Genomic DNA, 23692 nt, shown 5'->3' with positions numbered 1-23692 from the left:
GATTTATATGAAATATGATTTTAAAAGTGTTGAAAAATTTTATCAAGATAAATGGGATTTTTCTGTAAGCAAGAATAGTAAACAAAAAAAGTGTTACGTGTTGGAAATGTTTCCATATCCATCTGGTAAAATTCATATGGGACACTTACGTAACTATGCAATAGGGGATGTGATAGCACGTTACAAGAGAGCTAATGGATTTGAGGTTTTGCATCCAATTGGCTGGGATGCGTTTGGATTACCAGCTGAAAATGCAGCAAGGGACAACAATATTAGCCCTGAAACATGGACAAAAGAGAATATAGATAATATGCGTACACAGTTGAAATCTATAGGCCTTTCTTATAATTGGGAGCGTGAACTCTCCACATGTGAGCCTGATTATTACAAACACGAACAAAAATTTTTCCTGGATTTTTTAAAGCATGGGCTTGCCTATCGAAAAGAGTCATGGGTTAACTGGGATCCAGTGGACCAAACAGTGCTTGCAAATGAACAGGTGGTTGATGGAAAAGGATGGCGATCAGGTGCAGTTGTTGAAAAACGTAAGTTGTCCCAATGGTTTTTAAAGATTACTGATTTCGCTGAAGATTTACTCAAGTGCCTGCAAAGTTTGAAAAATTGGCCAGAAAAAGTCAAAACAATGCAGGAGCGTTGGATAGGAAAATCTGAAGGAGCAACTATAGAGTTTGAAATCGTTGGCCTGAATAAGAAATTAAAAGTTTTTACGACTTATCCTCATACTTTGTTTGGGGCTTCTTTTTGTGCAGTGGCAGCAGAGCACCCTATTGTGCAAGATATCAGGCTTCCAAATGCTCCTGAAGTTTTGTCATCCCAGTGCTTGACTACTTGGATCCAGGAAATAGAATCGAAGAGAGGGAGTGACGAAAAAATAGGAGTTTACACCGGATTAAACGTAAAACATCCATTTCTTGATAAGGAATTGCCACTTTACATAGCGAATTTTGTGTTGATGGAATATGGAGAAGGCGCGATTTTTGGTTGCCCTGCACACGATCAGCGTGATTTTGAATTTGCGCAGAGGTACAATTTGCCGATTATTTCCGTTATTTCTTCAGCCCACTTAGGTGTCATTCCAGCGCGTGACGCTGGAATCCAGAATTCTTACAATGGATCCCAGTGTCGAAGCACTGGGATGACAAAGGAGGCGTATACTGGCGATGGGGTAATGTTCAATTCTGAATTCTTAAACGGATTAACGGTAAGTAGAGCAAAGGAAGTAATCATTAAAAAGCTCAAAGAAAAAGGGATAGGTGAGAAAACAACAAACTATCGTTTGCACGATTGGGGAGTTTCAAGACAGCGTTATTGGGGATGCCCTATACCTATCATATATTGCAAAGACTGTGGTACTGTTCCAGTACCAGAAAAAGACCTTCCTGTAGTTCTACCAACAGATGTGGAATTTGCAAGTGGTGGTAATCCGCTTGATAAACACCCAACTTGGAAATTTGTTGACTGCCCAAAATGCGGAAAGCAAGCAGAGCGTGAAACTGATACATTCGACACCTTTTTTGAGTCTTCCTGGTATTTTGCTGCATTCTGTAGTGAAGATAAATCAATAGACAAAGATGCATGTAATCGTTTTATGCCTGTTGATTATTATATAGGTGGAATAGAACATGCAATTTTGCATTTGCTTTATTCAAGATTTTTCTGCCGTGCTTTAACCAAATGTGGCTATTTTGCTATTAAAGAGCCTTTCTCTACTTTAATCACTCAAGGAATGGTCTGCCATATAACTTACAAAGACGAGAATGGCAAATGGCTGTTTCCCGAAGAAGCAAAAGAGTTGATTGCACAAGGAGCTAAGGTTCAGGTTGGAAAAGTCGAGAAAATGAGCAAATCGAAAAAGAACACAATTGACCCAAACTTTATCATAGGAAAGTATGGTGCTGATACTGCTCGCTTGTTTGTGTTATCCGACACTCCTCCAGAAAAAGATATGGAATGGTCCGATGATGGCGTGGAAGGCTGTTCTCGCTATATAAACAAATTGTGGCGTATGGTAATGCAGCTGAGACCTGTAAATATACACTATGATAATGAAAGTGTTACGGGTGGACTTCTAGAGTACAGAAAAAAAATTCATAAACTCTTACACGGACTGACAGATGACTTGGAAAACTGCAGATTAAACTGTGTAGTGGCAAAATTTCGCGAAATGACGAATTTAATAGCTGAAATAGACGTAGAAGCTGGAAAATCTCTTATTGATGAAGGTATATGCATACTAATCAGAGTAATCGAACCATTCATACCACATCTAGCTGAAAGCCTATGGCAAGAAATAGGAGGTCAACCTTGGCCAAAAGCTGATGAATCATTATTAGTTGACGATACGGTAACTATAGCAGTGCAAATCAATGGAAAATTACGTACAACAATAAAGGTGGCAATTAACTTACCTCAAGAAGAATTGAAGAAAATAGCGATAGACTCTGTGTCCAGTAAGATCGATCAAAGCAAAGTTCGCACTGTATATGCTGTACCAAATAAGATAGTAAATATAGTTATATAAAAAATCCGAGTGTATCTGTTCAGGGGCATCGCAAATATTGAAGCAAAAGTGGTCAGTGCTTGACACACAGCTGTACGAACATTGCAATTTGCAGGTAATTTGCGTAGTAAGTGGTGTCATGAAAGTAGCTGACACTGGAATGGCTTTGTTGCATAGCAACGTAAGTTTTTTCCAGAGTAAATAATTTTATGCGACTATTTCAAATTTAGGCATACCAATTGCAGTAAATTTGTTCATTAAGTAGCATTTAATAAGTAGTTCCTTCTCTCTATTTGTCTCAGATTTATTCTTAAAACTAAACCCAAATATTCGCTTCAACCTTGAGAAAAATCCTTCAATATACGATCTTTTTCCGTAATTTACTTCTTCTTTCCATCTTTTTATACCATTCTCACCATGTAATTTCATTAACTGAATAGCGGCATTTCTATCAAGCATATAATCCAATTTTGGATGCTCTGCTGCGTTGTTTTTCAGAGGAATTTTCGTTTTTATGCCATATTGATTACACAGCTTATAAAGCTTTTTTCTATCATATGCCCTATCTGCATATAGTGCTTTTATAGCATATTTAACATCAAATTTCCCCAATGCTCCATAGTGATCAGAGTAAACGCCATTACTGTATTTTGTAGCTATGACTTGTTTGCTCAACATTATGTGCAATTTTCTTACTTGTTTATAGCCGCGATACTCTCTATCTTTGCTATTTTCTTTGCTGTGTGTTGTTGTATATACTAATTCCTATACTGTCTATAGCAATTTCGATATCTTCCATGTTATTTTTATCAACTCTGCAATCATTGATCTTAATATCAAGTTTCTTTTGATGCTTGTGAATAGCTGATAACCTGCAAATTTTTTCCTATTTGTTCAATGTATCCCTCTAAAAATCCCACTCAAACCTATTCTGAATAGATGGGTTATTATATGTATCAAAATCACCACTTTATTGCTGTAAATATTGTTGCCACCCTGCATTTTGGCCCAATTTCATACCAATTTTCGATAGCTTTATCGATGTAACGAAAAATATTTCCTCTTTCCTGGAGAAATTTGTTATATTCATTTTGGTTACTGACTTTCATTTTTTGTGGCATATTTTTCCTTTGTCGGTTAAATAGCTGTTTTATAATGAATTCTGTCAGTAACTGCAAGATTTTTTCAGTTGCTATGCAACAAAGCCCACTGGGATCCAGGAAACTTAATTGCAAGTAATGCATTGGGTTTGGTGAGTATGGGTTTTGCGTTATAGAATGAAGCACTTTTGGTGAATTTGTAAAGAAAACTGGATTCCAGCATCAAGTGCTGGAATGACATCATAGGGGCACTGGGATGGCTTTGTTGCATCGCTATTTATGAAAGGCTAACTATAGTTAGGATTATAAGCAACCTATTAAAAATCTTGTTTTTTTGCAATCAATCTGATCAAATTTAAGAATAGTAATTTATTATTTATATTAATAAATTTAATTCTATTGAAAATAGCTAAAGCATTGAAATTCTTGAATTTTAGCCGGATTAGTGAGTGGTAGTGAAATTTCTTTTACTCAAATTTAGGTATTCACTGACCGTTCTTGTTATAAATACCAGAATAATAAGCTACTGATATTCTCTATCTTTTTTATCTTTAATCCATCATAGCTAGCGATGCAACAAAGCCCACTGGGATCCAGGAAACTTAATTGCAAGTAATGCATTGGGTTTGGTGAGTATGGGTTTTGCGTTATAGAATGAAGCACTTTTGGTGAATTTGTAAAGAAAACTGGATGCCAGTGTCAAGCACTGGCATGACAAGGTATAAACCTTATCGTCATGCCACCGCGAACCGTCATACCGCCGCGGTATCTCTAGATCCCGCTAACAAGTAGCGGGATGACGAAGTTATCGTCATGCCACCACGAACCGTCATACCGCCGCGGCGCTAACACGTAGCGGGGTGACGAGGCTTTATCGTCATCCCGCCGCGAACCGTCATACCGTCACGGTATCTCTTAGCCGCTAACAAGTAGCGGGATACTTAACCGTCATACCTTAACATAGATCCCGCTAACAAGCAGCGGGATGACGGTTGTCGTTTAGCCATAAATATTTAAGAAATTTACCAAACGAAAAAAAAGGCAAAAGAAGCCCTAGTCATTGTCTATTTTCAGTATTGGCGTTTTTTAAGTCTTAAATACTGCAATTTAGCTGCTTTTAAATGCAACTCACCTTTGTTTAAATGTTTAAGAAATTTACTAAGCAGAAAAAAAGGCAAAAGAAACCCCGTGGTAATTAATGTTCACTCTCTAATCCTTCAAATTGGCGTACTATACTGTCTTAAACGACTTATAAGCGCGTTTCAGCTTATATGGGTAAAAACCCAGAAATATTGTGAAGACATAAGGTGCACATAGTGCGAAAAATTAAAAATAAGACGCCAAGTACGTTGTTTTTTTGCTGTTTAATCTGCACAGATGAAGATAACTGAATACCTTCAGTTTCATGATAAGGGGGCTGGCGGAGTTTGTAAAGTAATTTTTTACATTTAATTTATAGCTCCCTGCATGGTACCACGTATTATCTATACCAAGGTGTTCTGCTTGTAGATATTATACCAACAATCCACTATTTTTTTTATGTCTTGTGGTTTAGTTTCTGGACCTATGCTGATTCTAATTGAACACTCTGCTTGCTCTTTTGTTGCCCCCATTGCAAGCAAAACATGGGAAGGCTCAACTTTTCCAGAAGAACATGCAGAACCATTACTAACTGCAATATGATTCAAGTCAAAATGCATGAGCTGCACATCACTCTTTACTCCTGGCATATAAATAAAACTTGTGTTTGGCAGCCTCTTAGAGTTTTTACCGAAGATTCTTATGTCACTGGCAAGATTTAATAATTCACACTCTAATTGATCACGTAGCTCCTTTACTTCATCCATTTTTGATAGAAGATCTGGAATATTTTGCAGTGCAGCAGAAAGGCCTGCAATTGCAACAATATTTTCCGTACCACCACGAAATCCCTTCTCTTGTCCACCACCTATTATAATAGGTTCTATCGCAAGTTCTTTATTGAATATTAAAACTCCACTGCCTGCTACACCGCCAAATTTATGGGCGGATAAAGTGAGTAAATCCACTCCTAAATCTTCCATATTAACTTTAATTTTCCCAACACTTTGAGCAGTGTCAGTGTGGCAAATTGCTCCAAATTTGTGTGCTATTTCAGCTATTTCCTCAATAGGTTGAATAACTCCGGTTTCGTTATTTGCCATCATAACTGAAACTATTGCTTTGTTTCCTTTAAGTTCGCTTAGAATTTTTTTTAGCTCTAAAAAGTCAACAATGCCCTCCTGATCAACGGGTATTATATATGGATTACATGCAGAATTAAGAATTGAAGGATGCTCTATAGCTGAAATTACATGCAGGTAGCCTGCTATTCCTCTCATAACAAGGTTATTCGCTTCAGTTGCACCAGACGTAAAAACTATTTCTTTATCACTTGAGACGCCAATAGCACCACGTACGTTATCTCTTGCCTCCTGAAGAATCTTCCTCGCTTCTTGTCCTCTTTTATGTAGTGATGATGGATTGAGCGTTTGTTTTAACAAGACCTCAAATATACTTTTTTTTACATTTTCACTAATTGGAGCAGTTGCATTGTAATCAGCATATACGCAACCACTATTTTCTAAAGAGAATGGACTCATCTGTCACTTAAATAAGTTTACCATCAACTATAACCATAACTATGTACGTTAGCTTTAATACGATAAAAAATTTATTGCAAAAACAGCGAAATTAATACATAATTAATAACTCACGTCATCAATACCTGTCAAGCAGGTTCTTATTAGGGGTTACCATGGTTGAAGTTTTTTTGAATAATGCAACAAAAAAGATAGAAGGTGAATACCACCAAAGCAAAGATGCCAACGCGCCGGTTGTGCTGGTTTTACATCATCATCCTCAATATGGTGGTAATATGGATAGTAAAATTGTACATAGTACATATACGTCTTTTATCGATAACAATTTTTCTGCATTGAAAATTAACTTTCGGGGTGTGGGAAAATCTACTGGAACTTTTGATAAGGGTATAGGAGAGTTAACTGACGCTGCAGTAGCTATTGATTGGCTTCAGGAACATAATTCTAGCAACGTTCCAATTTGGATCGCTGGTTTTTCTTTTGGAGCATGGGTGGCTATGCAGCTAACAATGCGCCGCCCTGAGATAGTGGGTTTTATTGCTCTTTCTCTTCCGGTAACTAAGTACGATTTTTCTTTTCTTTCTCCCTGTCCAGTTTCTGGGCTTATAATACAAAGCAGTAATGATACAATCTCAGAAGAAAGCGATGTAACAGAATTAGCAAAAAGGTTGATAAATTCAGTAAAAAGTGATCACATGAAATACCATATAATAGATGAGACTAATCACTTTCTAAGGGATAAAGAAGAGGAAGTGACTCAAATCGTAGACGATTATATAAAACTGCGCTTGAATAGTGCAACTATTTCTTCTCAAAAGGTCAAAAAAGAGGTAAGGGTAAAAGAATATGCCTAATCTTTACAAACAAGAGAAATGAGTGTAGTAATATAAATGAAAAGGTTTTGTTATGTTTAAAAAGCTATTATTTTTTGTTTTAGCTGTGTTTATGTTATCGGGGTGTTCCCTAAGTAAACAGCGTAAGTTAAAAAGTCCGTGTATAAAAAGCAATGAAAGCATTTCATGCGAGTTGTACTCTGTTAATGATCATTGGTTAGATAAGTATAAGGCATAGGTAGTTTTAAATTGTGCTATTTTTCCTATTCACAACTTCACTAATGATCGATCTCTCAATTGGAAAATGCAGTCTGCCTTTTCTGCAAGGAGATGATTGTGCGTTACTATAAGCATAGAGCTGTTATTTTCCTTTACGTATGAATGTAGCAGTAAAAACACGTTAAAAGAATTTGTTGGATCTAAATTTCCTGTTGGCTCATCTGCAAGTAAAAGCTTTGGAGAATTTACAATGCTTCTTGCAATTGCAACTCTCTGCCTTTCCCCACCTGAAACTTCAGATATCATACTACTTGCTTTGTTTTCCAGACCAAATTTTTCCAATGTTGCTTGCGAATTTTTTTTTGCTTCAGCTTTGCTTTTTCCTGCAATGAGTTGAGGAAGCATAATATTTTCCAACACCGATAACTCTTGTAACAAATAGTGAAATTGATAAACAAAACTAAGAAAATTTCTTCTTACATGGGTTTTATGCTTATTACTGGCTTGTGTGCAATTTATTCCATCTATCGTAACTATACCTGAAGTTGGCTTATCCAACAAGCCTGCGATTTGCAATATAGTTGTTTTCCCTGCACCTGAATCGCCAATCAGCGCTACTACTTGCCCTCTTGTGACACTTAAGTTGATATCCTTTACAACAGCAGAATTGTCCTTGAAGCTTTTATCTACAGAAGTTAGTTCTAGTGCTACATTACCACCCATGTTTAAAAGACCCAGAAGGCATCTAAGTTTTGGAAACCGAAAAACTGTTACCACAACCACATTGAGACTTAGCAAGGGTATTCTTTATTTGAAAACCAGAACCACTGAGATTCTCAGTATAATCTATAACTGAGTTATTTAAAAATTTTGCTGAACAATTATCAACCATTAATACAGGATTGCCATTTTCATCATTAATTACTATATCTTTACCTTTTTTGCTGAAACTGGAGTGGCTTCTATAGTCCTCGCTTTCTTCATAATCATCATCTTCGTCTTCGTCATCAAATTCATCATCGTAATCATCATCTTCATCATCCAAAGATAGATTTTTATTCATTTGATCCATAAGAAAATTGTATTTGAAACCAGAACATCCACCACCTGAAACTGCAACCCGCAAAACGGAACTCTTATCCCCTTCCTCCTCTGCAAGAGAGTGGATTTTTTTTAGTGCATTATCAGTTAAGTTGATGTTGTAATTTGTTGACATAGTAACCACCGTTTATTATTGATAACTTATTATAGTAGAAATTTTACATGTCAAACAATAATTTTCTATTAAGTTATGCATGTTTTCCAAGCAAAACAAAAGGGAGATACTTCAAGGAGCCAGAAGATGAAAATCGCAGCTGCTTTCAGCGTGATAGGGATCGCATTGTTCACTCTAATGCGTTTAGGAAATTGGGATACAAAACACAAGTTTTTATCAATTACGAGCACGATTACTATCGCACTCGGCTGACTCATAGCCTTGAAGTTGCACAAATTGCAAGATCCATCGCACGCAGGCTCAGCTTAGATGAGGACATCACTGAATGCATAGCGCTTGCACATGACCTTGGTCATCCCCCATTTGGTCACACAGGTGAGGATGCTCTAGTTCAAGTTAATAATGAGAAGTATGAGTTTGATCATAATGTTCAAGCTATAAGAATTTTAACTTATCTTGAACAAAAACATGCTGATTTTGATGGTATGAATCTAAGTTGGGAGGTGGTTGAAGGGGTTGCAAAACATAACGGTCCCTTGCTTGGTCAAAACGCGGAGTCTTCTACAAATAATCAGCTGTTATTAGAATATAATGAAAAATATGATCTAAAACTTGAGGAATTTTCAAGCATTGAAGCGCAAGTTGCCTCAATTGCCGATGATATTGCTTACAGTGTTCACGATCTTGATGATGCACTCAGGGCAAATTTAGTAACCATCGAAGATTTGCTGAATGTCCCTTTAATTGGAAAAATGTTTAAAGACGTAAGGAGCGGATATTCAGAATTGCCTCAGAGCAAACTCATACATGAATCACTGAGTGGAACTATAGGAACTATGATAAGCGATGTTGTTTCTCAGACTGAAAGAAATATTGAAGATCACAAAATAAAAAGCGTAGAAGACGTAAGAAGTCTAAATAAAATGCTAGTCACATTTTCACCAGAAGTTGCGAATGCTACAAAAGAAATGAAAAGATTCAACATGGAGAAAATATACAGAAGCTATAAACTGAGTAGAACGATGAACAAAGCAAAACGCATAATACAGGAACTTTTTCAATGTTTTTATGAAAACCCAGGATTACTTCCCACAGAGTGGAGCAAACTCGCTTGTGAATCTCAGCGTTCAGTAATAATATGTGACTATATCTCGGGTATGACAGATAGATTTGCCATACACGAGCACAGAAGAATTTTTGATACCTCATATGAAATGACTTCTTTCTAATGACTGATGATCATTTCATGTCAATTGCATTAAGACTTGCAGAAAAAAATCTTGGAAATGTTGCACCAAATCCTGCTGTCGGGTGTGTTATTGTAAAGGATGGTACAATTATTAGTGAGGGATATACAGGGATCGGTGGGCGTCCGCATGCGGAGGTAGTCGCTTTGCAAAACGCGAAAGATTCAACTCAAGATGCAACTATGTATATCACGCTCGAGCCATGTTGCCACTTTGGAGTTACAGAACCTTGCACCGCAGGAATTATAAGAGCTGGAGTCAAAAGGGTAGTAATTGCAACTATTGACCCAGATAGTAGAGTTTTAGGTGGAGGCATTAAAGCTCTGAAAGAAGCAGGAATTGAAGTGAAACAAGGAATTATGCAAAAAGAGGCAGAAGAACTGAATGTCGGCTTTTTCACCACTAAAAAACTACACAGGCCATTTATAGCCTGTAAAATCGCAACAACTCTTGACGGGAAAATTGCAACATTTATAGGCGATAGCAAATGGATAACAAGTGAAGATACGAGAAATTGGGTACAGAAGCTTAGAACAAAATATGATGCGATTATGATTGGCAGCAATACTCTTATTAACGATAATCCACTCTTAACTTGCAGATTACCAGAACTCGGAAGTAGATCGCCAATAAGGCTAATTATAGATAGCCAGGAAAAATTGCAGGAAGAGCATAATATTGCAAAGACTGCAGACAAAGTAATAACTTGGGTAATCACAAATAAGGAAGTAGAGAGAAAAATAAAAAACATTAATTATTTGATAGTCAATTCAAACCACAAACCTCCTGTCATTCCAGATGTCACCCCAACACACTCTCCTGTCATTCCAACACCTTCTCCTGTCATCCCAGTGCCCAGACACTGGGATCCAGAAAACTTCAAGCAATTGCATAATGAAAACTGGATTCCAGCGTCACGCGCTGGAATGACATCGGAGCCTGATATTATCGATAAAGTCTGCCTAAAGGATATGGCATCAAAACTTGTTTCAGAAATTGGCATAACAAGGTTACTAGTTGAAGGTGGAGGAGTGTTAATCACAGAGGTACTGAAGCATAATTTAATCGACAGGCTGATAATCTGCCGTAGTGGTAAAATTTTAGGTAACGATGCCATCCCTTTTGTAGGAGATTTAGGAATTCAGTCTATTAACAAATGTTACCAGTTCAAAAAAACAGAAATAATAGAGTTTAGTAAGGATGTAGTTGAGGTGTGGGATAGATTACCATAACTTACGTACCTAAATGATAGAGAAAAGAAGCAGAGATAACTCTACCTCTTTTTCTCTCGATTTAAAACTGCTTACTTACTTAGCAATTTTTGATAGAGCTGCATTTACTGCAACCTCTCCTAATTTAGTTGAAACTCCATTTTTTAAAGCTTCAAGATCTTTATCACTTACCGCAACTTTTAATGACTTAGAATCAGCAGCCATACCTAACTCTGCTCTCATGTCAGCAGGCTGATCTTTACCACCTACGCCAGTTAATTGTACTTTATATTCGGTAGCATTAGCATCAGGAGCTTTGTGATCAAGTTTAACAACTTTTCCATCTGCTAATAATATGTGAACTGGTTCATTATTTTTTGCTAGTTCTGTGTAATCAGCAATTGGAAGTGTCAGGAATAATTGCTTAACATCCTGCTGATTTGTGTCTTTAACTGTTTCTTCAACAATTGTACCACTCTTTACCACATCACCAACAAGAGCAGCAAAGTTTGCGTCTTTACCATCCTTACCATTTGTGCCGTTCACTCCTATTTCTTCATTCTTCTGCATTTGCTGACATGAAGCATAAGCTGCTGCGGCAAAATATATAGCGGCAATAAATAGAACTGCAATTCCAGCAGGGCTAGCAATAAGTGCTAAAGATGCAGGTCCAGCAATCACTTTAGTAGCAATTAATATTGTTGCTATTGCTGCTGCTAAAGATGCAAGTGCAACTGTACCTTCAATACTCATTTTTGTGATGTGTGCAGTATTTCCCCACTTCCATATACTTTGATCTTTATCTGTAGTCATAATAGTCCCCTTATAAGGCTAATAAAAAAATTAAGTATGCGTTAATAATACATGTTAGTCAAGCCATTTTTTACATAAAGTATATATTTCAAGCTAAACTGTTACCAATTGTATATAATTAACTATGAAACATGGTTGGCTGAATCTCGATAAACCAATAGGAATTAGTTCTGCACAAGCTGTAACTCAAATTAAAAGGATTTTTGGGATAAAAAAGGCTGGTCATCTGGGAACACTTGATCCTTTAGCTTCAGGTGTGCTGCCAATTGCTCTTGGCGAGGCAACAAAAACTATACCGTATTTATCTTGCGACTTAAAAGCATACGATTTCACAATAAAATGGGGTGAACAAAGAACAACGGACGATTTGGGTGGTGATATTATTAGAACTAGCACTATAGAACCTCAATATAATCAAATAAATTGTGCAATTAAAAATTTTATTGGTGAGATCAAGCAGACTCCTCCTCAATTTTCAGCAATAAAAATCAAAGGAGCAAGGGCGTATAAATTGGCAAGAAGTGGGCAAAAGGTGAATATAAAGCCCCGACAAGTCAAAATACATGAACTGAAATTGATATCTGTGGACACCATAAATAATAGTGCAAATTTTTCTATGATGTGCGGTAGTGGTGTATATGTGAGATCAATTGCTCGTGATCTTGGAATTGTATTAAATTGTTTTGGACATGTTATAAAATTAAGAAGAACTATGGTAGGTGACTTTAGAGAAAATGAATCAGTGACAATTGAGCAACTTATTGAAAAAACTCGCTTTTTGGTGTCATTCCAGCGCGTGACGCTGGAATCCAGAAAAAAAGAACCAGTGTCAGCTACTCAGATGACACCCTTCCCTGGTGGACTCAAATCACAATGTCCGTACACTCAATGGCGTCAACTTAAGGAAAAATATAAGCGATAGTGTGTAAAATTTCTCTCTAAATTTTTTATCATAAAATTATCCAAAGAGTGAAAAAAAACGCTGTTGTTTCTATAAAAAAGTTTAAAATGTGTCCTTTCTATAAGGAGACATGCAGAAAGGAAAAAATCTTATTTTACAAATTAAAAATACAATATACTCAAAAACTTTTCAGAAGATCCATAGGAGGGTTTGCTAATGAGGACTCTTAAGTTGACGCCATTGGCTGAACGGATACCAGTTGTGGACGTCAAGCCTATCCTAGTGCTGCATATCAAGCTCATACTCAGTATGTAAATCTTTGACTAAAGCTACAGCGCATTCTTTTTGAACAATTATACTGATTTTGATTTCAGATGTTGTGATAGCAAGTATTTCTATCTTTTTTTCGCTTAAAACCTTGAGTGTGCGGTGCATCACTTCAGTGTTAGACATAACACCAATACCAATTATTGAAATTTTAGCTACATTACCATTTATAGCATAATTTTCATTCTTATTCAGTAACTTTTCCATTAAATCAATATCAAATTTGGAGATAACAAAACTTGACCCATGTATCATATCGATTTTAACGTTTGCCCCTACTATATCTCTTAAAGTACGCAAGTTATTTGCAAGGTTAGTGAGAGTTACAAGAGCTTCATTAGTGCTATAAGTTATTCCAGTAATTAAGTATCTCTCTAGTACATCCCTTTTGTGTAGTACTGCGGTGCCTTCTACTTCCTTAAAAGTGGATAGCACTTGCACTTTAATGTTATGTTTCATTGCAAGTTGTACTGAACGATTATGCAGTATTTTAGCACCAGATGACGACATTTCCAACATTTCATCGTAAGAGATAAATTTAAGCTTGCGTGCCATTGGAACAATTTTCGGGTCTGCTGTATATATTCCATCAATATCAGTAAAAATTTCGCAAGCTCTAACACCAAAGGCTATCGCGAAGGCAACTGCTGATATATCAGAGCCTCCTCTTCCAAAAGTAGTGATTCTATCATCATTTATACCTTGAAAACCAGCGATGATCGCAGCAGTATAACCCTCAGCAAAAGATCTTTTCACACGGTCAATCTTTATTGTTTTTATTTTAGACTCAGAATAAAAATCATCAGTTACAATTGGTAACTGCCAGGCAAGCCACGATTTAGCATTAACTCCGATCGATTGGAGAGTGATAGCTAATAGACCGCAAGAGATTTGTTCTCCTGCTGAAAGCATAACGTCATACTCTGATAACTCTTGTCTGCAACTTAAATTTGAGATTTTTCTAGCCTGAAAAGCCATTTGGTCAGTAAATCCTGCAACAGCAGATACAACAACGATTACATTACAACCTTTCTCAATATCGTTTTTTATCAAATTTGCAACTCGGTTTAAATCAGTTAGCGAAGTCCCACCAAATTTTTTTATGATTATTTTGTCCATAGTTACAATATAGCTCTCTTCTGAAGAAAAATATAGTTTTTGTAGAGATAGCAGCTTGCAAGCCATTCAGAAAAGGGAAGACAAAGCTATAGCTAACGCGTCATACCACGATTCATTCCATAGCTGTACGAACATTCATTTTTGAAGGTAAATTGCACAGCAAATGGTGTCATCCCAGTGCCTAGACACTGGGATCCAGAAGACTTAATTTCAACCAAGTGGCTGCATAATAAAGGCTGGATTCCAGTGCCAAGCACTGGAATGACATCCTCCCTTGTGGAAATTGCTCTCAAATCACAATGTTCGTACAGCTATGGATTCATTCGCGGTATAGATTCCGCTAACTAATAGCGGAATGACGAATTTGTTGTTTTTCAAATTGTAGGTAAATCTAAGCCACTTTAGCTATATAGCACGAATCAAACCACTAAGCAGCAGGAGACCTTGCATGACCTCCAAAAAATACTTTTATTCTTTCAAGATAAGTAGGTGGTACTGGAGGAATTTCTATACCATCTATAACAGCGCTTATTGCTTCTTTTACATCATCGCTTGTAATTAACTCTTTTAATTTATGCTTTATAGGGCCTCTTCCAACATCTTGCCCATACCTATTGTAATAATCCACATATAATTCATTAAAGACAGATTGTTTTGCTTCTTCTATCAGTTTACTGATGTTGCTTTTTATTTGAGGATCCATATCACCATCAGAATAAAAATTATCAAAATTGTCCTTTAAAATTGTAATTTTTTTATTGTTACAGCTTCTAAGGAATTTTTCTGTAATGCTTGGCATTCTCTCGTACACTTGAGCGTTTACCTCAACTGTAAAGTTATTTTTAGCTTCAAGACAACTAAGTGAATAAATAATACGATTAAACATTCCAAGATGACATGCACCATTTCCTTCTTTTAAACGCATCAGTAACATGCACTTTAGAAAATCTGTATCTAACTTTTGATCCTTAGCTGCAGTCAAAACTAGATTTGCAGCTTGTGTGAGAGTAAGGCTAGTTTTTGATTCTCTATAAGCTGCTCCATTGGAACCATTAAAGTTAAGATAAAGTTTTAATTGCTCTTTTTGCTCAGTTGTAAGCTCATCTGAATTATTTATGTAGTCTTCAAACTCTTTATTGAGTACATTTGGTTGAGCTCCAAATTTCTGTTTTAACTCTTGAGCGCATTGGAAAATACTATGTTCAAAACTACTCGTGTGAACACTTTGACTGCCAGTGCCCACATCACTTACATTAAACAAAAAGCTTAGCTGCTTTACATTCAAACCCAAAGGTGAGAAAAGCCTCACTAATGGATACTTTATCAATTCAAGAAGTGCTACTGGAATTAATAATACAGCATTTATAAGCACAAGAAATATGTGATTACTTGGTATTTCTCTTCTAGTACTCAGTAGCAGCCACCCATTAAGGGCAGATATTTTCGATGCACAGTACAAAAATGGTAATTGAATGTAATATATTAAATATATAGAGAAAAATAGAATCTTATCTTTCAACCCTATTGTTGGGTCGTTATATACTTCAGAAAAAATACTATCATCACTGTTTTTATTTTTGAAAGACTGATAGTTGCTTGTAATTTTTTCTGTAAAGATAGAACAGAGCCTATGTATGCCATAGCATGCAACACAGGCAGCAAGAGAAATTGCAAGTGTTCCAAAAGCAGCTAATACCTCACTTGAAGTTTTGGCAAGAAGGAATGCATAAAGCGCATTAATAAAGATCTTAAGCAGAGAATCATGATGAAATAATGTTCCAATAGCAGCACCAATTAATAAAACATACCCACAAACAACCAAAAATCTTTTTAACCTCGGATTCATAACCACCTCTTAATAATCTGTTAATATAATCTATTTTAGGAATAAATTGAGAAAAATGCAAGTTTTTATAAAGATCAATTGAAATTTCTGAGCTTCAGTTATATTGTTAATCTATTCAGATAAAAGTTATTGTGTCAAACAAAATAGGTTTTTGGGCTATTTTTGCCTTAGTGATTAGCAGCCAAATTGGCTCTGGAATTTTTATGCTTCCAATCAGCCTTGCTCCATATGGCATGTATAGCCTCATAAGCTGGGTAATATCAGGGCTTGGTGCTATATCTCTTGCTTTGGTTTTTGCTATGCTATGTGCAAAATTCCCAGAAACGGGTGGCCCTCACGTTTATGTAAAACATGCTTTTGGTCCTGCTGCAGCTTTCTTTGTTGGTTGGACATATTGGGTGATTTCATGGGTTAGCACGACAGCAGTAATCGTTGCAAGTATTGGCTATCTTACTTCGCTTTTTCATGGAGATATTCAAAATATACGCTTATTTTTAGAAATACTATTATTTACGATCATTACACTAATAAATTTAAGAGGTGTCACTGCTGCTGGATGTGTTGAGCTTTTATTGATGACTGTCAAAATTACCGCACTGCTTGCTATACCGGTAACAGCGTTGTTTTTCTTTGATAGGAATAATTTTATCATAAGTGAGGAAATATCAAGCCTCACGATGTCTCAAGTCCTTGCTCGCTCTACACTACTCACTCTATGGTGTTTTATTGGACTTGAATCAGCAACAGCACCTGCAGGATCAGTCAACGATCCAGCCAAGACTATACCAAGAGCCATAGTGCTTGGCACAATCTCTGTTGCAGTTATATATTTCATTAATAGCCTTGCAATCATGGGATTGATAAACGGCAATGATCTAGTTAATTCAAAAGCGCCGTATGTTGACGCAATAAAAATTATGTTTCCAGGTAATTGGCATTTGATCATTTCTATTGTTGCTTTTATTGTTTGTGTTGGCAGTTTAAATGCTTGGGTACTAGCTAGTGGACAAGTGGCTCTTGGCCTTGCAGAAGATAAACTAATGCCACAGTTCTTTGCTAAAAGAAATAAGCACGGTTCTCCTTTCTGGGGCATAATAATCAGCTCTGTTGGCACTTCAGTTCTACTAATTCTCACTTCAAGCAACAATTTTGCTAAACAGATCACATCAATTATCGACTTTTCTGTAGTTTCATTTTTATTTGTTTACCTTGCATGCAGCCTTGCTTTTCTCAAAGTTATTGTGCAAGAAAAGAGTTGTTACAAATTTTTAATTGGCAGTATAGCAACAACCTTTTGCTGCTGGGTAATATTTGAAACTTCTGTGAATACTTTGCTGATCGCAAGCTTATTCACCGCAAGTGGCGTACCTCTTTATTTATTTTGGTATCGCAGAGCTCCTGCACAATAAAATAGAGTTTAAGGCCTTTTATTTAATAACGACTTTTCTTATTGTCCACTTGTTCGACATTACCCTTCTCAAGTTTACTATCTACTTCTTTTGCGTGTTCATCATCTATACTAGTCTCATCTTTTATCTTACTGGAGTGACCTGCTTGCGATTTTTCATATGCTTCCATGTTGTCATATATAGGGTTACTGATGATTTCTATTTTTTCAGGTGTGAAAATCCTTGCTAAAAATCTCCCTATTATTGGTATTGATCTTAAGAAATCTCTTAGCTTTGAAGGTTCTTGTCTTTTATTTAGGAACTGTTGGTCTATTTTAAGGTTTTTTACACCATACTTTTTATCATCAAAATTTATTGCAGGCTTTCTTTTTTTCGAAAGAACATTTTGAGCCTTTAATCCATTGGTTCTTTCAGGCTCTTGAGGTGTAGACATTGCAGGTTTAACCTTAGTTTCATCGTATTCTTTACTCATCTTTCATTTTATTATGTAATATTACTAATATTGCATAATAATAGCTAAATTACAATTAATTGCAAGGTGAAAATATTAAAACAATTGTAAATTTTGTCAGTAAAAATATAATATAACTTTAAAGTTAGAGGTTTATCTATATGAGATACAAAATTGCTGTTATTGGAGCAACCGGAAGAGTAGGGCGTGAGGTGTTAAGCACGCTTGCTGAGTTTCAAGATGAGGCGATAGATTCTGTTATTGCACTTGCGTCGAAAAAATCAGAAGGGAAGAAGGTGAGTTTTGGTGACAAAGAGTTAACAGTTTTATGCCTTGAGGATTATGACTTCATTGGAACTAATGTAGCCATTTTCTGTGCCGGATCTCATGTTTCTGAGAAACACGTACCGACTGCAATTAAGGCTGGGTGCATCGTAATAGATAACACTTCCCATTTTAGAATGAAAGAAGGTGTGCCGCTCATTATTCCAGAGATTAATAAAGAAAAAATTATGGAATATAAAAACCACAACATAATATCCAACCCAAACTGTACTACAATACAGATGTTGCTAGTACTACATCTATTACACCAGAAAGCAAAAATAAAGAGAATCGTTGCTTCAACTTATCAATCAACTTCTGGTGCAGGTAAAGCAGCAATGGATGAACTTTATAATCAGACAAAAAAAATCTTCATGAATGAGACTAAAAAGCCTGAGATATTCCCTAAGCAAATAGCGTTTAATTGCATTCCCCATGTAGGAGAATTCATGGAGAATGGTTCTACAGAAGAGGAATGGAAAATGCAAGAGGAGACAAAAAAAATTTTAGAGGAAGATATAAAAGTTACTGCAACTTGTGTAAGGGTACCCGTCTTTATCGGCCACGCTATGGCAGTAAATGTGGAATTTGATCAACATATCACTGAAGAACAAGCTCGTGAAGTGCTAAGTGAAGCCGAAGATAGTGGAGTTTTAGTATACAACAGGCGTGAAGACAGTGAATACATAACTCAAATTGATGTTGTACAGGAGAATGCTGTATATGTATCGCGTATTAGACGAGACAATACTGTTGAGCACGGATTAAATATGTGGATAGTGGCTGATAACCTGCGCAAAGGTGCAGCACTAAATATAGTGCAGATTCTTGAGATTTTGATAAGAGAGCATTTGTCAATCAAGTGCATATAGAGTGCACGTACGTTGTAATTCGAAGGAAATTTGTATACTACATGGCAGCGCGTAACGTTAGAATCTAAGTCATAAAACTTGCTTGACACCCTTCGCCAGCCCCCGTATCATGAAACTGAAGGTATTCAGTTATCTTCATCTGTGCAGATTAAACAGCAAGAAAACAACGTAGTTGGCGTCTTATTTTTAATTTTTTGCACTATGTGCACCTTATGTCTTCACAACATTTCTAGGTTTTTACCTATATAAGCTGAAACGCGCTTATAAGTCGTTTAAGACAGTATAGTACGCCAATTTGCAGGATTAGAGAGTGACAACTAGCTAACACGGGATTTCTTTTGCCTTTTTTTCTGCTTAGTAAATTTCTTAAACATTTAAGCTAAGGTGAGTTGCAATTAAAAGCAGCTAAATTGCAGTGTTTAAGACTTAAAAAACGCCAATACTGAAAATAGACAATGACTAGGGTTTCTTTTGCCTTTTTTTTCGTTTGGTAAATTTCTTAAATATTTGTGGCTAAACGACAACCGTCATCCCGCTGCTTGTTAGCGGAATCTATGCCGAGATACCACGAATGAATCGCGGTATGACGGTTCGCGGCGGCATGACGATAAGCTCGTCATCCCGCTACTTGTTAGCGGGATCTAGAGATACCGTGACGGTATGACGTAGGACTGCTGTGATACCATTATAGAGTGAACTAGTGTCAGCTACTTGGATGACAGGAGAATGATGTCATACAAGTAGCTTGACGCTCGCATCCAGTTTTCTTTATAATTTCCTTTGTGAAAGAACAAAAGTGCTTATTTGTAACCATAGCTGGCTTACCAAATGCTGGGAAGTCTACATTAATTAACAGCATCATAGGCAAGAAGATTGCAATTGTCACCCCTAAAGTGCAAACAACAAGGACGCAAATAAGGGGTATTGCAACATGCAACAACACACAAATTGTCTTTACTGACTCCCCAGGAATTTTCTCAGCAGAAACAAAACTTGAAAAAGCTTTAGTCAAGTCTGCATGGTCAGCAATCAAGGGTGATGACATCACTTTGTTGCTTGTTGATGTAAGCAATTATTTGAAAAATATAGAAAGAATTAAGACTATATTTGCACGACTGCAGCGCACAAAAGGCAGATGCATTTTGGTTATCAATAAAACTGATTTGGTAAAAAGGCCTGAATTAAAGATGGCGCATGAGCATCTGAATTTGCTTTATAAATTTGAAAAGGTTTTTACAATATCCGCATTAAAGAATGATGGACTTTCTGATTTGGTGAATTACTTATCTGAAGTTGCACCGGTGAGCCCTTGGTTTTATGAAGAAGATCAAATAACCGATTCCTCGACAAATTTTTTATCAGCAGAAATTACGAGAGAAAAATTATTCTTGAACTTGCGTGAAGAATTGCCATACTCTACAGCTGTTATAACTGAACAATTTGAGGAAAAAAAAGATAAGAGTTTAGTCATAAAACAGATCATATTCGTGTTGAAAGATAGTCATAAAAAAATAGTGCTAGGAAAAGATGGCAGTAATATTAAAAAAATTAATATCGAAGCGCGTGCTGAACTAGAAAAATTATTTGAGTGCAAGGTACACCTCTTTTTATTTGTGAAAGTGCGACCTTGGATTGACCGTCCTGAGGAGTATATAGGCAATGCTTAATTCTTTATTGGTATTTGATATTGAAACTATACCAGATGTAAATTCCTGCAAAAATTTACTCAATATTAGTGATGATAGTAGTGTAGAAGAGAAGAGGGATGCATTAACAAAATATCATCTTGAAATAACAAACGGGCAAAACTCTTTTTTGCGTCAGCCCTTCCACCAAATTGTAGTTATTAGTTTTTTACTTTGCAATATAAGCTACCAGAGCGGTTATGAGGTGTTCACACTGCAAGAAATAAGATCTGGAGGTACACTAAATTCCAGTGAAAAGGAGCTAGTGAAAGGATTTTTTAACTACATATCAGAGAAAAAGCCAAGATTAGTTTCGTTCAACGGACGCACTTTTGATATACCGGTACTGAAGTATCGTGCTATGGTCCATGGCATTCAAGCAGAATATTTTCATAAAGCTGGCGATAAGTGGAATAGTTACAATCAGAGATATAGCAGTGATTGGCATTGTGATTTGCTTGAAACCCTCTCTGATTTTGGAGCTTCTGCGAGAGTAAAAATGAACGAAGTTTGTGCAGCATTTAATCTTCCTGGTAAGATTGGAGTTGATGGGTCACAAGTTATGGGCTTATACGATAGCGGCAAGATGCAAGAGATTCGAGATTATTGCGAAACAGATGTAATTAACACTTATTTAATTTACTTAAGGTTCATGCATCATCAGGGAAGGATTACTACTGAAAGCTACAACAAAAGTGTGGAAGAGCTGCTTTTAGAGTGCGAAAAAAAAGAACATCTAAAAAAATTTAAAGAAGAGTGTATCTGTTCAGAGGAGTGGCTAATGTGCAAATATTGAAGCAAAGTGCGTGACACACAGCTGTACGAACATTTGTTTGCAAAGGTAATTTGCACAACAAATGGTGTCATTCCAGTGCTTGACACTGGAATCCAGATACGATTTCATCATATAAATTTTTCCATTCTTGATTTGTTTTTTCAATTAAGTTTATTTTCCATTTTCTCTGCCAGCTTTTTAGAAGCTTTTCTTTACTAATTGCTAAATTTATGTCTTGAAACTCCTCAAAGTAGACTAATTTACTAACATTGTACTTTGACGTGAAACCGGAAATGGCTTTGCTTTTATGCTCCCAAATTCGTTTGATTAAATTTGATGTTATACCTATATACAGGGTTCCATTTCGTTCACTTGCAAGTATATAAACATAATAATTTTTCATATATAGTAACCTGGATCCCAGTGTCTGGGCACTGGGATGACACCATTTATTGTAAGGACTTACCTCACATTTACTCTATGATTATCTTTTTAGATCACCTTGTCTACCTATTTTGCCACTCTGCTGAACGGATACAGAAGAGTGGCAAATAACTTGTGGTGGAAAGTTTTGTATTGAATTTAAATGAACAGATATTATGGAGCAATCTAACAATTGCTCCATAACAGTAGCTATCCACCTATTGCTGGGAAACTTTCATGTGCTATCTGCTCAACTTCTACTTGTTCAACCTGAGAAGAACTTTTTAATTTATTATCTTGATATTCCTTTTTTACTTTCTCAAAAAAATTTGATTCGCCAAAAATATAATTTTGGAAATTGGCAAAATAATGTTGAGCATTACCTCCAAGCACACAGCTAATTCGACTTAATGCTCTAGCAGGATAGTAAAAGAGAGATACGTTATTATTTGACTTGAAATCACTTTCATCCATCATCTTAATAGCTTCATGATAACCATCTATTCCATGAAAATAATCTATACCAGAATATCCTTCTGGTGTTGGTACTCTTAATTGTGCACCTACGTGAGCATAACCAAACGAACCAGGTAATACTGCTGGCACTGGATCTTGCCTGTGGTGAGTGACCCTTATGGTTTTTTCCTGAAGAGCGTCATTATAAATTTCACTAGCAGTAAGGTCAAAAACCCTTGGATCAGCAAAAGTTGCAACATGAACATCTTCAGCGCCTTCTTTTTTGTTGAGGCATAAAGCAGCTATCTTAGCAATAGCTCCTCCCATGCTATGACCTGTGAGATTAATTCTAAAATCTTTTATTTCTGATTTTTGTTTTTCAGCATGAGATTTCAAAATGCCATAAAGATTAGGCCATGAATCTTGAAACGAATTATTAAAGCCACGATGCATTCTTCCACCTTCAGGTAAAAGTTCTGAGGGAGTAAAAAACAAATTGAGATCAGTGATTCCATCGTTTAAGCCCGATAAGCCATATTCTAATGGATTTTTCAAACGAGTACCATGGTAAGCTATTGTTATTTCTTTATCTTTTATAAAAACATGACCAGCATCTTTTTCGAATCCATTACCAAATGGAATAATTTCATAACCTTCACTAATAAGTTCAGCTCTAGTTTTATACATTTTTTCAGTGGATGGAATAATTTCAAAATCTTCTACAACTTTAAATTCAGTTTTGTATACTCCTTCAGCTAAGTTGTGACATCTTTTTTCACTTAGCTTATTGTCGTCATCGCCATAGCTTATTTTACAGAAATTACTCATTTCCAATAATTTCTCTTTATTAAATCCTGCAATTTCTGCAATACTTTCATCTATTTGGTAAGAAGAAGGTAAAGAATGTGGTTCATTTGGGTCAGCAGGATTTATAAATTCATAATCTTCAATGATCTCAAACTCATCATCCACCTTATATTTGCCGTTATCTGCTAAGATGGAGCTTGATTGTTCAACATCACCTAATTGTGAATCTATACTACTTGCACTAGTACCTGTGGTGCTAAACCAATTGCGTAAAAAACTAAAATCCATAACTACCTTAATCTACTATCAGCTAAACAATTTATTTAACTATAATGTAGATTGATATTATTGTCAATAGTATTTTCTATAATCTTTCTATTGCTAGAATAAAAAAATTTTACTTCCATAGAATAAATATAGAGTTATAATGCACTAACAAGCGAACCTCTGTACTAAATTTTGGTTAATATACACGTTGAGCGTATTAAGAAAGTTGCTTTTAAGGTATTGCATTTT

24 protein-coding genes and 1 pseudogene are annotated in these 23692 nt (G+C 36.1%); 10 read left to right on the top strand and 15 right to left on the bottom strand.

Annotation, left to right across the window (positions count from 1 at the left end; translation table 11 throughout):
- Positions 1–7: 7 nt before the first annotated feature.
- Both leuS and ABWU69_RS06385 read left to right on the top strand, forming a co-directional pair.
- Positions 8–2542 carry a leucine--tRNA ligase gene (gene leuS, locus ABWU69_RS06390; RefSeq protein ID WP_353285097.1) on the top strand — a complete coding sequence of 845 codons (2535 nt, stop codon included), beginning with the start codon at positions 8–10 and terminating at the stop codon, positions 2540–2542.
- 55 nt (positions 2543–2597) lie between these two features.
- Complete coding sequence (locus ABWU69_RS06385) at positions 2598–2726, top strand: hypothetical protein (protein WP_265034529.1); 129 nt, start codon at positions 2598–2600, stop codon at positions 2724–2726.
- Positions 2727–2728: 2 nt separating this feature from the next.
- Here the strand turns inward: ABWU69_RS06385 and ABWU69_RS06380 are convergent, their stop codons facing one another.
- The 5 genes from ABWU69_RS06380 to ABWU69_RS06360 form a co-directional block, all read right to left on the bottom strand.
- A complete protein-coding gene (locus tag ABWU69_RS06380) occupies positions 2729–3199 on the bottom strand; it encodes a transposase (protein ID WP_353285096.1) in 471 nt (156 codons plus the stop codon).
- 284 nt (positions 3200–3483) lie between these two features.
- Positions 3484–3765 (bottom strand): hypothetical protein, encoded by a 282-nt coding sequence (locus ABWU69_RS06375; protein ID WP_353285095.1) that lies wholly within the window; start codon positions 3763–3765, stop codon positions 3484–3486.
- On the bottom strand, positions 3707–3892 hold the full coding sequence (locus ABWU69_RS06370) for a hypothetical protein (protein ID WP_265025831.1): 186 nt from the start codon (positions 3890–3892) through the stop codon (positions 3707–3709). The genes ABWU69_RS06375 and ABWU69_RS06370 overlap by 59 nt, the downstream gene beginning before the upstream one ends.
- A 294-nt stretch (positions 3893–4186) precedes the next feature.
- Positions 4187–4324, bottom strand: a complete 138-nt coding sequence (locus ABWU69_RS06365) for a hypothetical protein (protein WP_353285094.1) — start codon at positions 4322–4324, stop codon at positions 4187–4189.
- Between the two features lie 781 nt (positions 4325–5105).
- Positions 5106–6242 carry a cysteine desulfurase family protein gene (locus tag ABWU69_RS06360; RefSeq protein ID WP_353285093.1) on the bottom strand — a complete coding sequence of 379 codons (1137 nt, stop codon included), beginning with the start codon at positions 6240–6242 and terminating at the stop codon, positions 5106–5108.
- Positions 6243–6397: 155 nt separating this feature from the next.
- Between ABWU69_RS06360 and ABWU69_RS06355 the strand changes: the two genes are divergently transcribed.
- Positions 6398–7096 carry an alpha/beta hydrolase gene (locus tag ABWU69_RS06355; protein ID WP_265035058.1) on the top strand — a complete coding sequence of 233 codons (699 nt, stop codon included), beginning with the start codon at positions 6398–6400 and terminating at the stop codon, positions 7094–7096.
- A gap of 246 nt (positions 7097–7342) precedes the next feature.
- On the opposite strand, the gene ABWU69_RS06345 is transcribed toward ABWU69_RS06355, so the two are convergent.
- Both ABWU69_RS06345 and ABWU69_RS06340 read right to left on the bottom strand, forming a co-directional pair.
- Positions 7343–8017 (bottom strand): ABC transporter ATP-binding protein, encoded by a 675-nt coding sequence (locus ABWU69_RS06345; protein WP_265035059.1) that lies wholly within the window; start codon positions 8015–8017, stop codon positions 7343–7345.
- A gap of 22 nt (positions 8018–8039) precedes the next feature.
- Positions 8040–8510: a HesB/IscA family protein gene (locus tag ABWU69_RS06340; RefSeq protein ID WP_265035060.1), complete on the bottom strand. Its 471-nt coding sequence runs from the start codon at positions 8508–8510 to the stop codon at positions 8040–8042.
- A gap of 47 nt (positions 8511–8557) precedes the next feature.
- On the opposite strand from ABWU69_RS06340, the gene ABWU69_RS06335 reads away from it, so the two are divergent.
- Together ABWU69_RS06335 and ribD are read left to right on the top strand one after the other, a co-directional pair.
- Positions 8558–9739 carry a deoxyguanosinetriphosphate triphosphohydrolase gene (locus ABWU69_RS06335; protein WP_353285092.1) on the top strand — a complete coding sequence of 394 codons (1182 nt, stop codon included), beginning with the start codon at positions 8558–8560 and terminating at the stop codon, positions 9737–9739.
- Positions 9739–10989, top strand: coding sequence for a bifunctional diaminohydroxyphosphoribosylaminopyrimidine deaminase/5-amino-6-(5-phosphoribosylamino)uracil reductase RibD (gene ribD / locus ABWU69_RS06330; RefSeq protein ID WP_353285091.1), 1251 nt, complete (start codon positions 9739–9741; stop codon positions 10987–10989). Before ABWU69_RS06335 ends, ribD begins: the two co-directional genes overlap by 1 nt.
- A gap of 75 nt (positions 10990–11064) precedes the next feature.
- Here the strand turns inward: ribD and ABWU69_RS06325 are convergent, their stop codons facing one another.
- Complete coding sequence (locus tag ABWU69_RS06325) at positions 11065–11781, bottom strand: hypothetical protein (RefSeq protein WP_353285090.1); 717 nt, start codon at positions 11779–11781, stop codon at positions 11065–11067.
- 124 nt (positions 11782–11905) lie between these two features.
- Between ABWU69_RS06325 and truB the strand changes: the two are divergent.
- Positions 11906–12592 (top strand): annotated as a pseudogene (gene truB / locus ABWU69_RS06320) (tRNA pseudouridine(55) synthase TruB); the annotation flags it as partial.
- 369 nt (positions 12593–12961) lie between these two features.
- Here truB and ABWU69_RS06315 read toward each other — a convergent pair.
- From ABWU69_RS06315 to ABWU69_RS06300, 3 genes are all read right to left on the bottom strand, one after another.
- Positions 12962–14128, bottom strand: a complete 1167-nt coding sequence (locus tag ABWU69_RS06315) for an aspartate kinase (protein ID WP_265035066.1) — start codon at positions 14126–14128, stop codon at positions 12962–12964.
- A 92-nt stretch (positions 14129–14220) separates the two neighbouring features.
- A complete protein-coding gene (locus tag ABWU69_RS06310; protein WP_227738651.1) occupies positions 14221–14385 on the bottom strand; it encodes a hypothetical protein in 165 nt (54 codons plus the stop codon).
- A gap of 170 nt (positions 14386–14555) precedes the next feature.
- A complete protein-coding gene (locus ABWU69_RS06300) occupies positions 14556–15974 on the bottom strand; it encodes a hypothetical protein (protein ID WP_265035067.1) in 1419 nt (472 codons plus the stop codon).
- Between the two features lie 131 nt (positions 15975–16105).
- On the opposite strand from ABWU69_RS06300, the gene ABWU69_RS06295 reads away from it, so the two are divergent.
- Positions 16106–17383: an APC family permease gene (locus ABWU69_RS06295; RefSeq protein ID WP_265035069.1), complete on the top strand. Its 1278-nt coding sequence runs from the start codon at positions 16106–16108 to the stop codon at positions 17381–17383.
- Positions 17384–17405: 22 nt separating this feature from the next.
- On the opposite strand, the gene ABWU69_RS06290 is transcribed toward ABWU69_RS06295, so the two are convergent.
- On the bottom strand, positions 17406–17855 hold the full coding sequence (locus tag ABWU69_RS06290) for a hypothetical protein (protein WP_265025816.1): 450 nt from the start codon (positions 17853–17855) through the stop codon (positions 17406–17408).
- 140 nt (positions 17856–17995) lie between these two features.
- On the opposite strand from ABWU69_RS06290, the gene ABWU69_RS06285 reads away from it, so the two are divergent.
- The 3 genes from ABWU69_RS06285 (at position 17996) to ABWU69_RS06275 (ending at position 21511) form a co-directional block, all read left to right on the top strand.
- The gene (locus tag ABWU69_RS06285; protein WP_265035070.1) at positions 17996–19030 is read left to right on the top strand and encodes an aspartate-semialdehyde dehydrogenase; all 1035 of its coding nucleotides are present in this window, start codon (positions 17996–17998) and stop codon (positions 19028–19030) included.
- Between the two features lie 782 nt (positions 19031–19812).
- On the top strand, positions 19813–20697 hold the full coding sequence (gene era / locus ABWU69_RS06280; RefSeq protein ID WP_265025814.1) for a GTPase Era: 885 nt from the start codon (positions 19813–19815) through the stop codon (positions 20695–20697).
- Entirely contained in the window at positions 20690–21511 is an 822-nt protein-coding gene (locus ABWU69_RS06275; RefSeq protein ID WP_353285089.1) for a 3'-5' exonuclease, read from the top strand. The genes era and ABWU69_RS06275 overlap by 8 nt, the downstream gene beginning before the upstream one ends.
- Positions 21512–21578: 67 nt before the next feature.
- On the opposite strand, the gene ABWU69_RS06270 is transcribed toward ABWU69_RS06275, so the two are convergent.
- The 3 genes from ABWU69_RS06270 to ABWU69_RS06260 form a co-directional block, all read right to left on the bottom strand.
- Positions 21579–21893, bottom strand: a complete 315-nt coding sequence (locus ABWU69_RS06270; RefSeq protein WP_353285088.1) for a GIY-YIG nuclease family protein — start codon at positions 21891–21893, stop codon at positions 21579–21581.
- A gap of 81 nt (positions 21894–21974) precedes the next feature.
- On the bottom strand, positions 21975–22115 hold the full coding sequence (locus ABWU69_RS06265; RefSeq protein ID WP_265035072.1) for a hypothetical protein: 141 nt from the start codon (positions 22113–22115) through the stop codon (positions 21975–21977).
- Positions 22116–22123: 8 nt separating this feature from the next.
- On the bottom strand, positions 22124–23464 hold the full coding sequence (locus ABWU69_RS06260) for a lipase family protein (protein WP_353285087.1): 1341 nt from the start codon (positions 23462–23464) through the stop codon (positions 22124–22126).
- Positions 23465–23692: the final 228 nt, after the last annotated feature.

Origin of the sequence: Wolbachia endosymbiont (group A) of Beris morrisii (assembly GCF_964028185.1) — a bacterium.
Taxonomy (GTDB): Bacteria; Pseudomonadota; Alphaproteobacteria; order Rickettsiales; family Anaplasmataceae; genus Wolbachia.
Note: the sequence above shows the minus strand (reverse complement) of the source record. Positions and strands in the feature narration are given on the sequence as shown.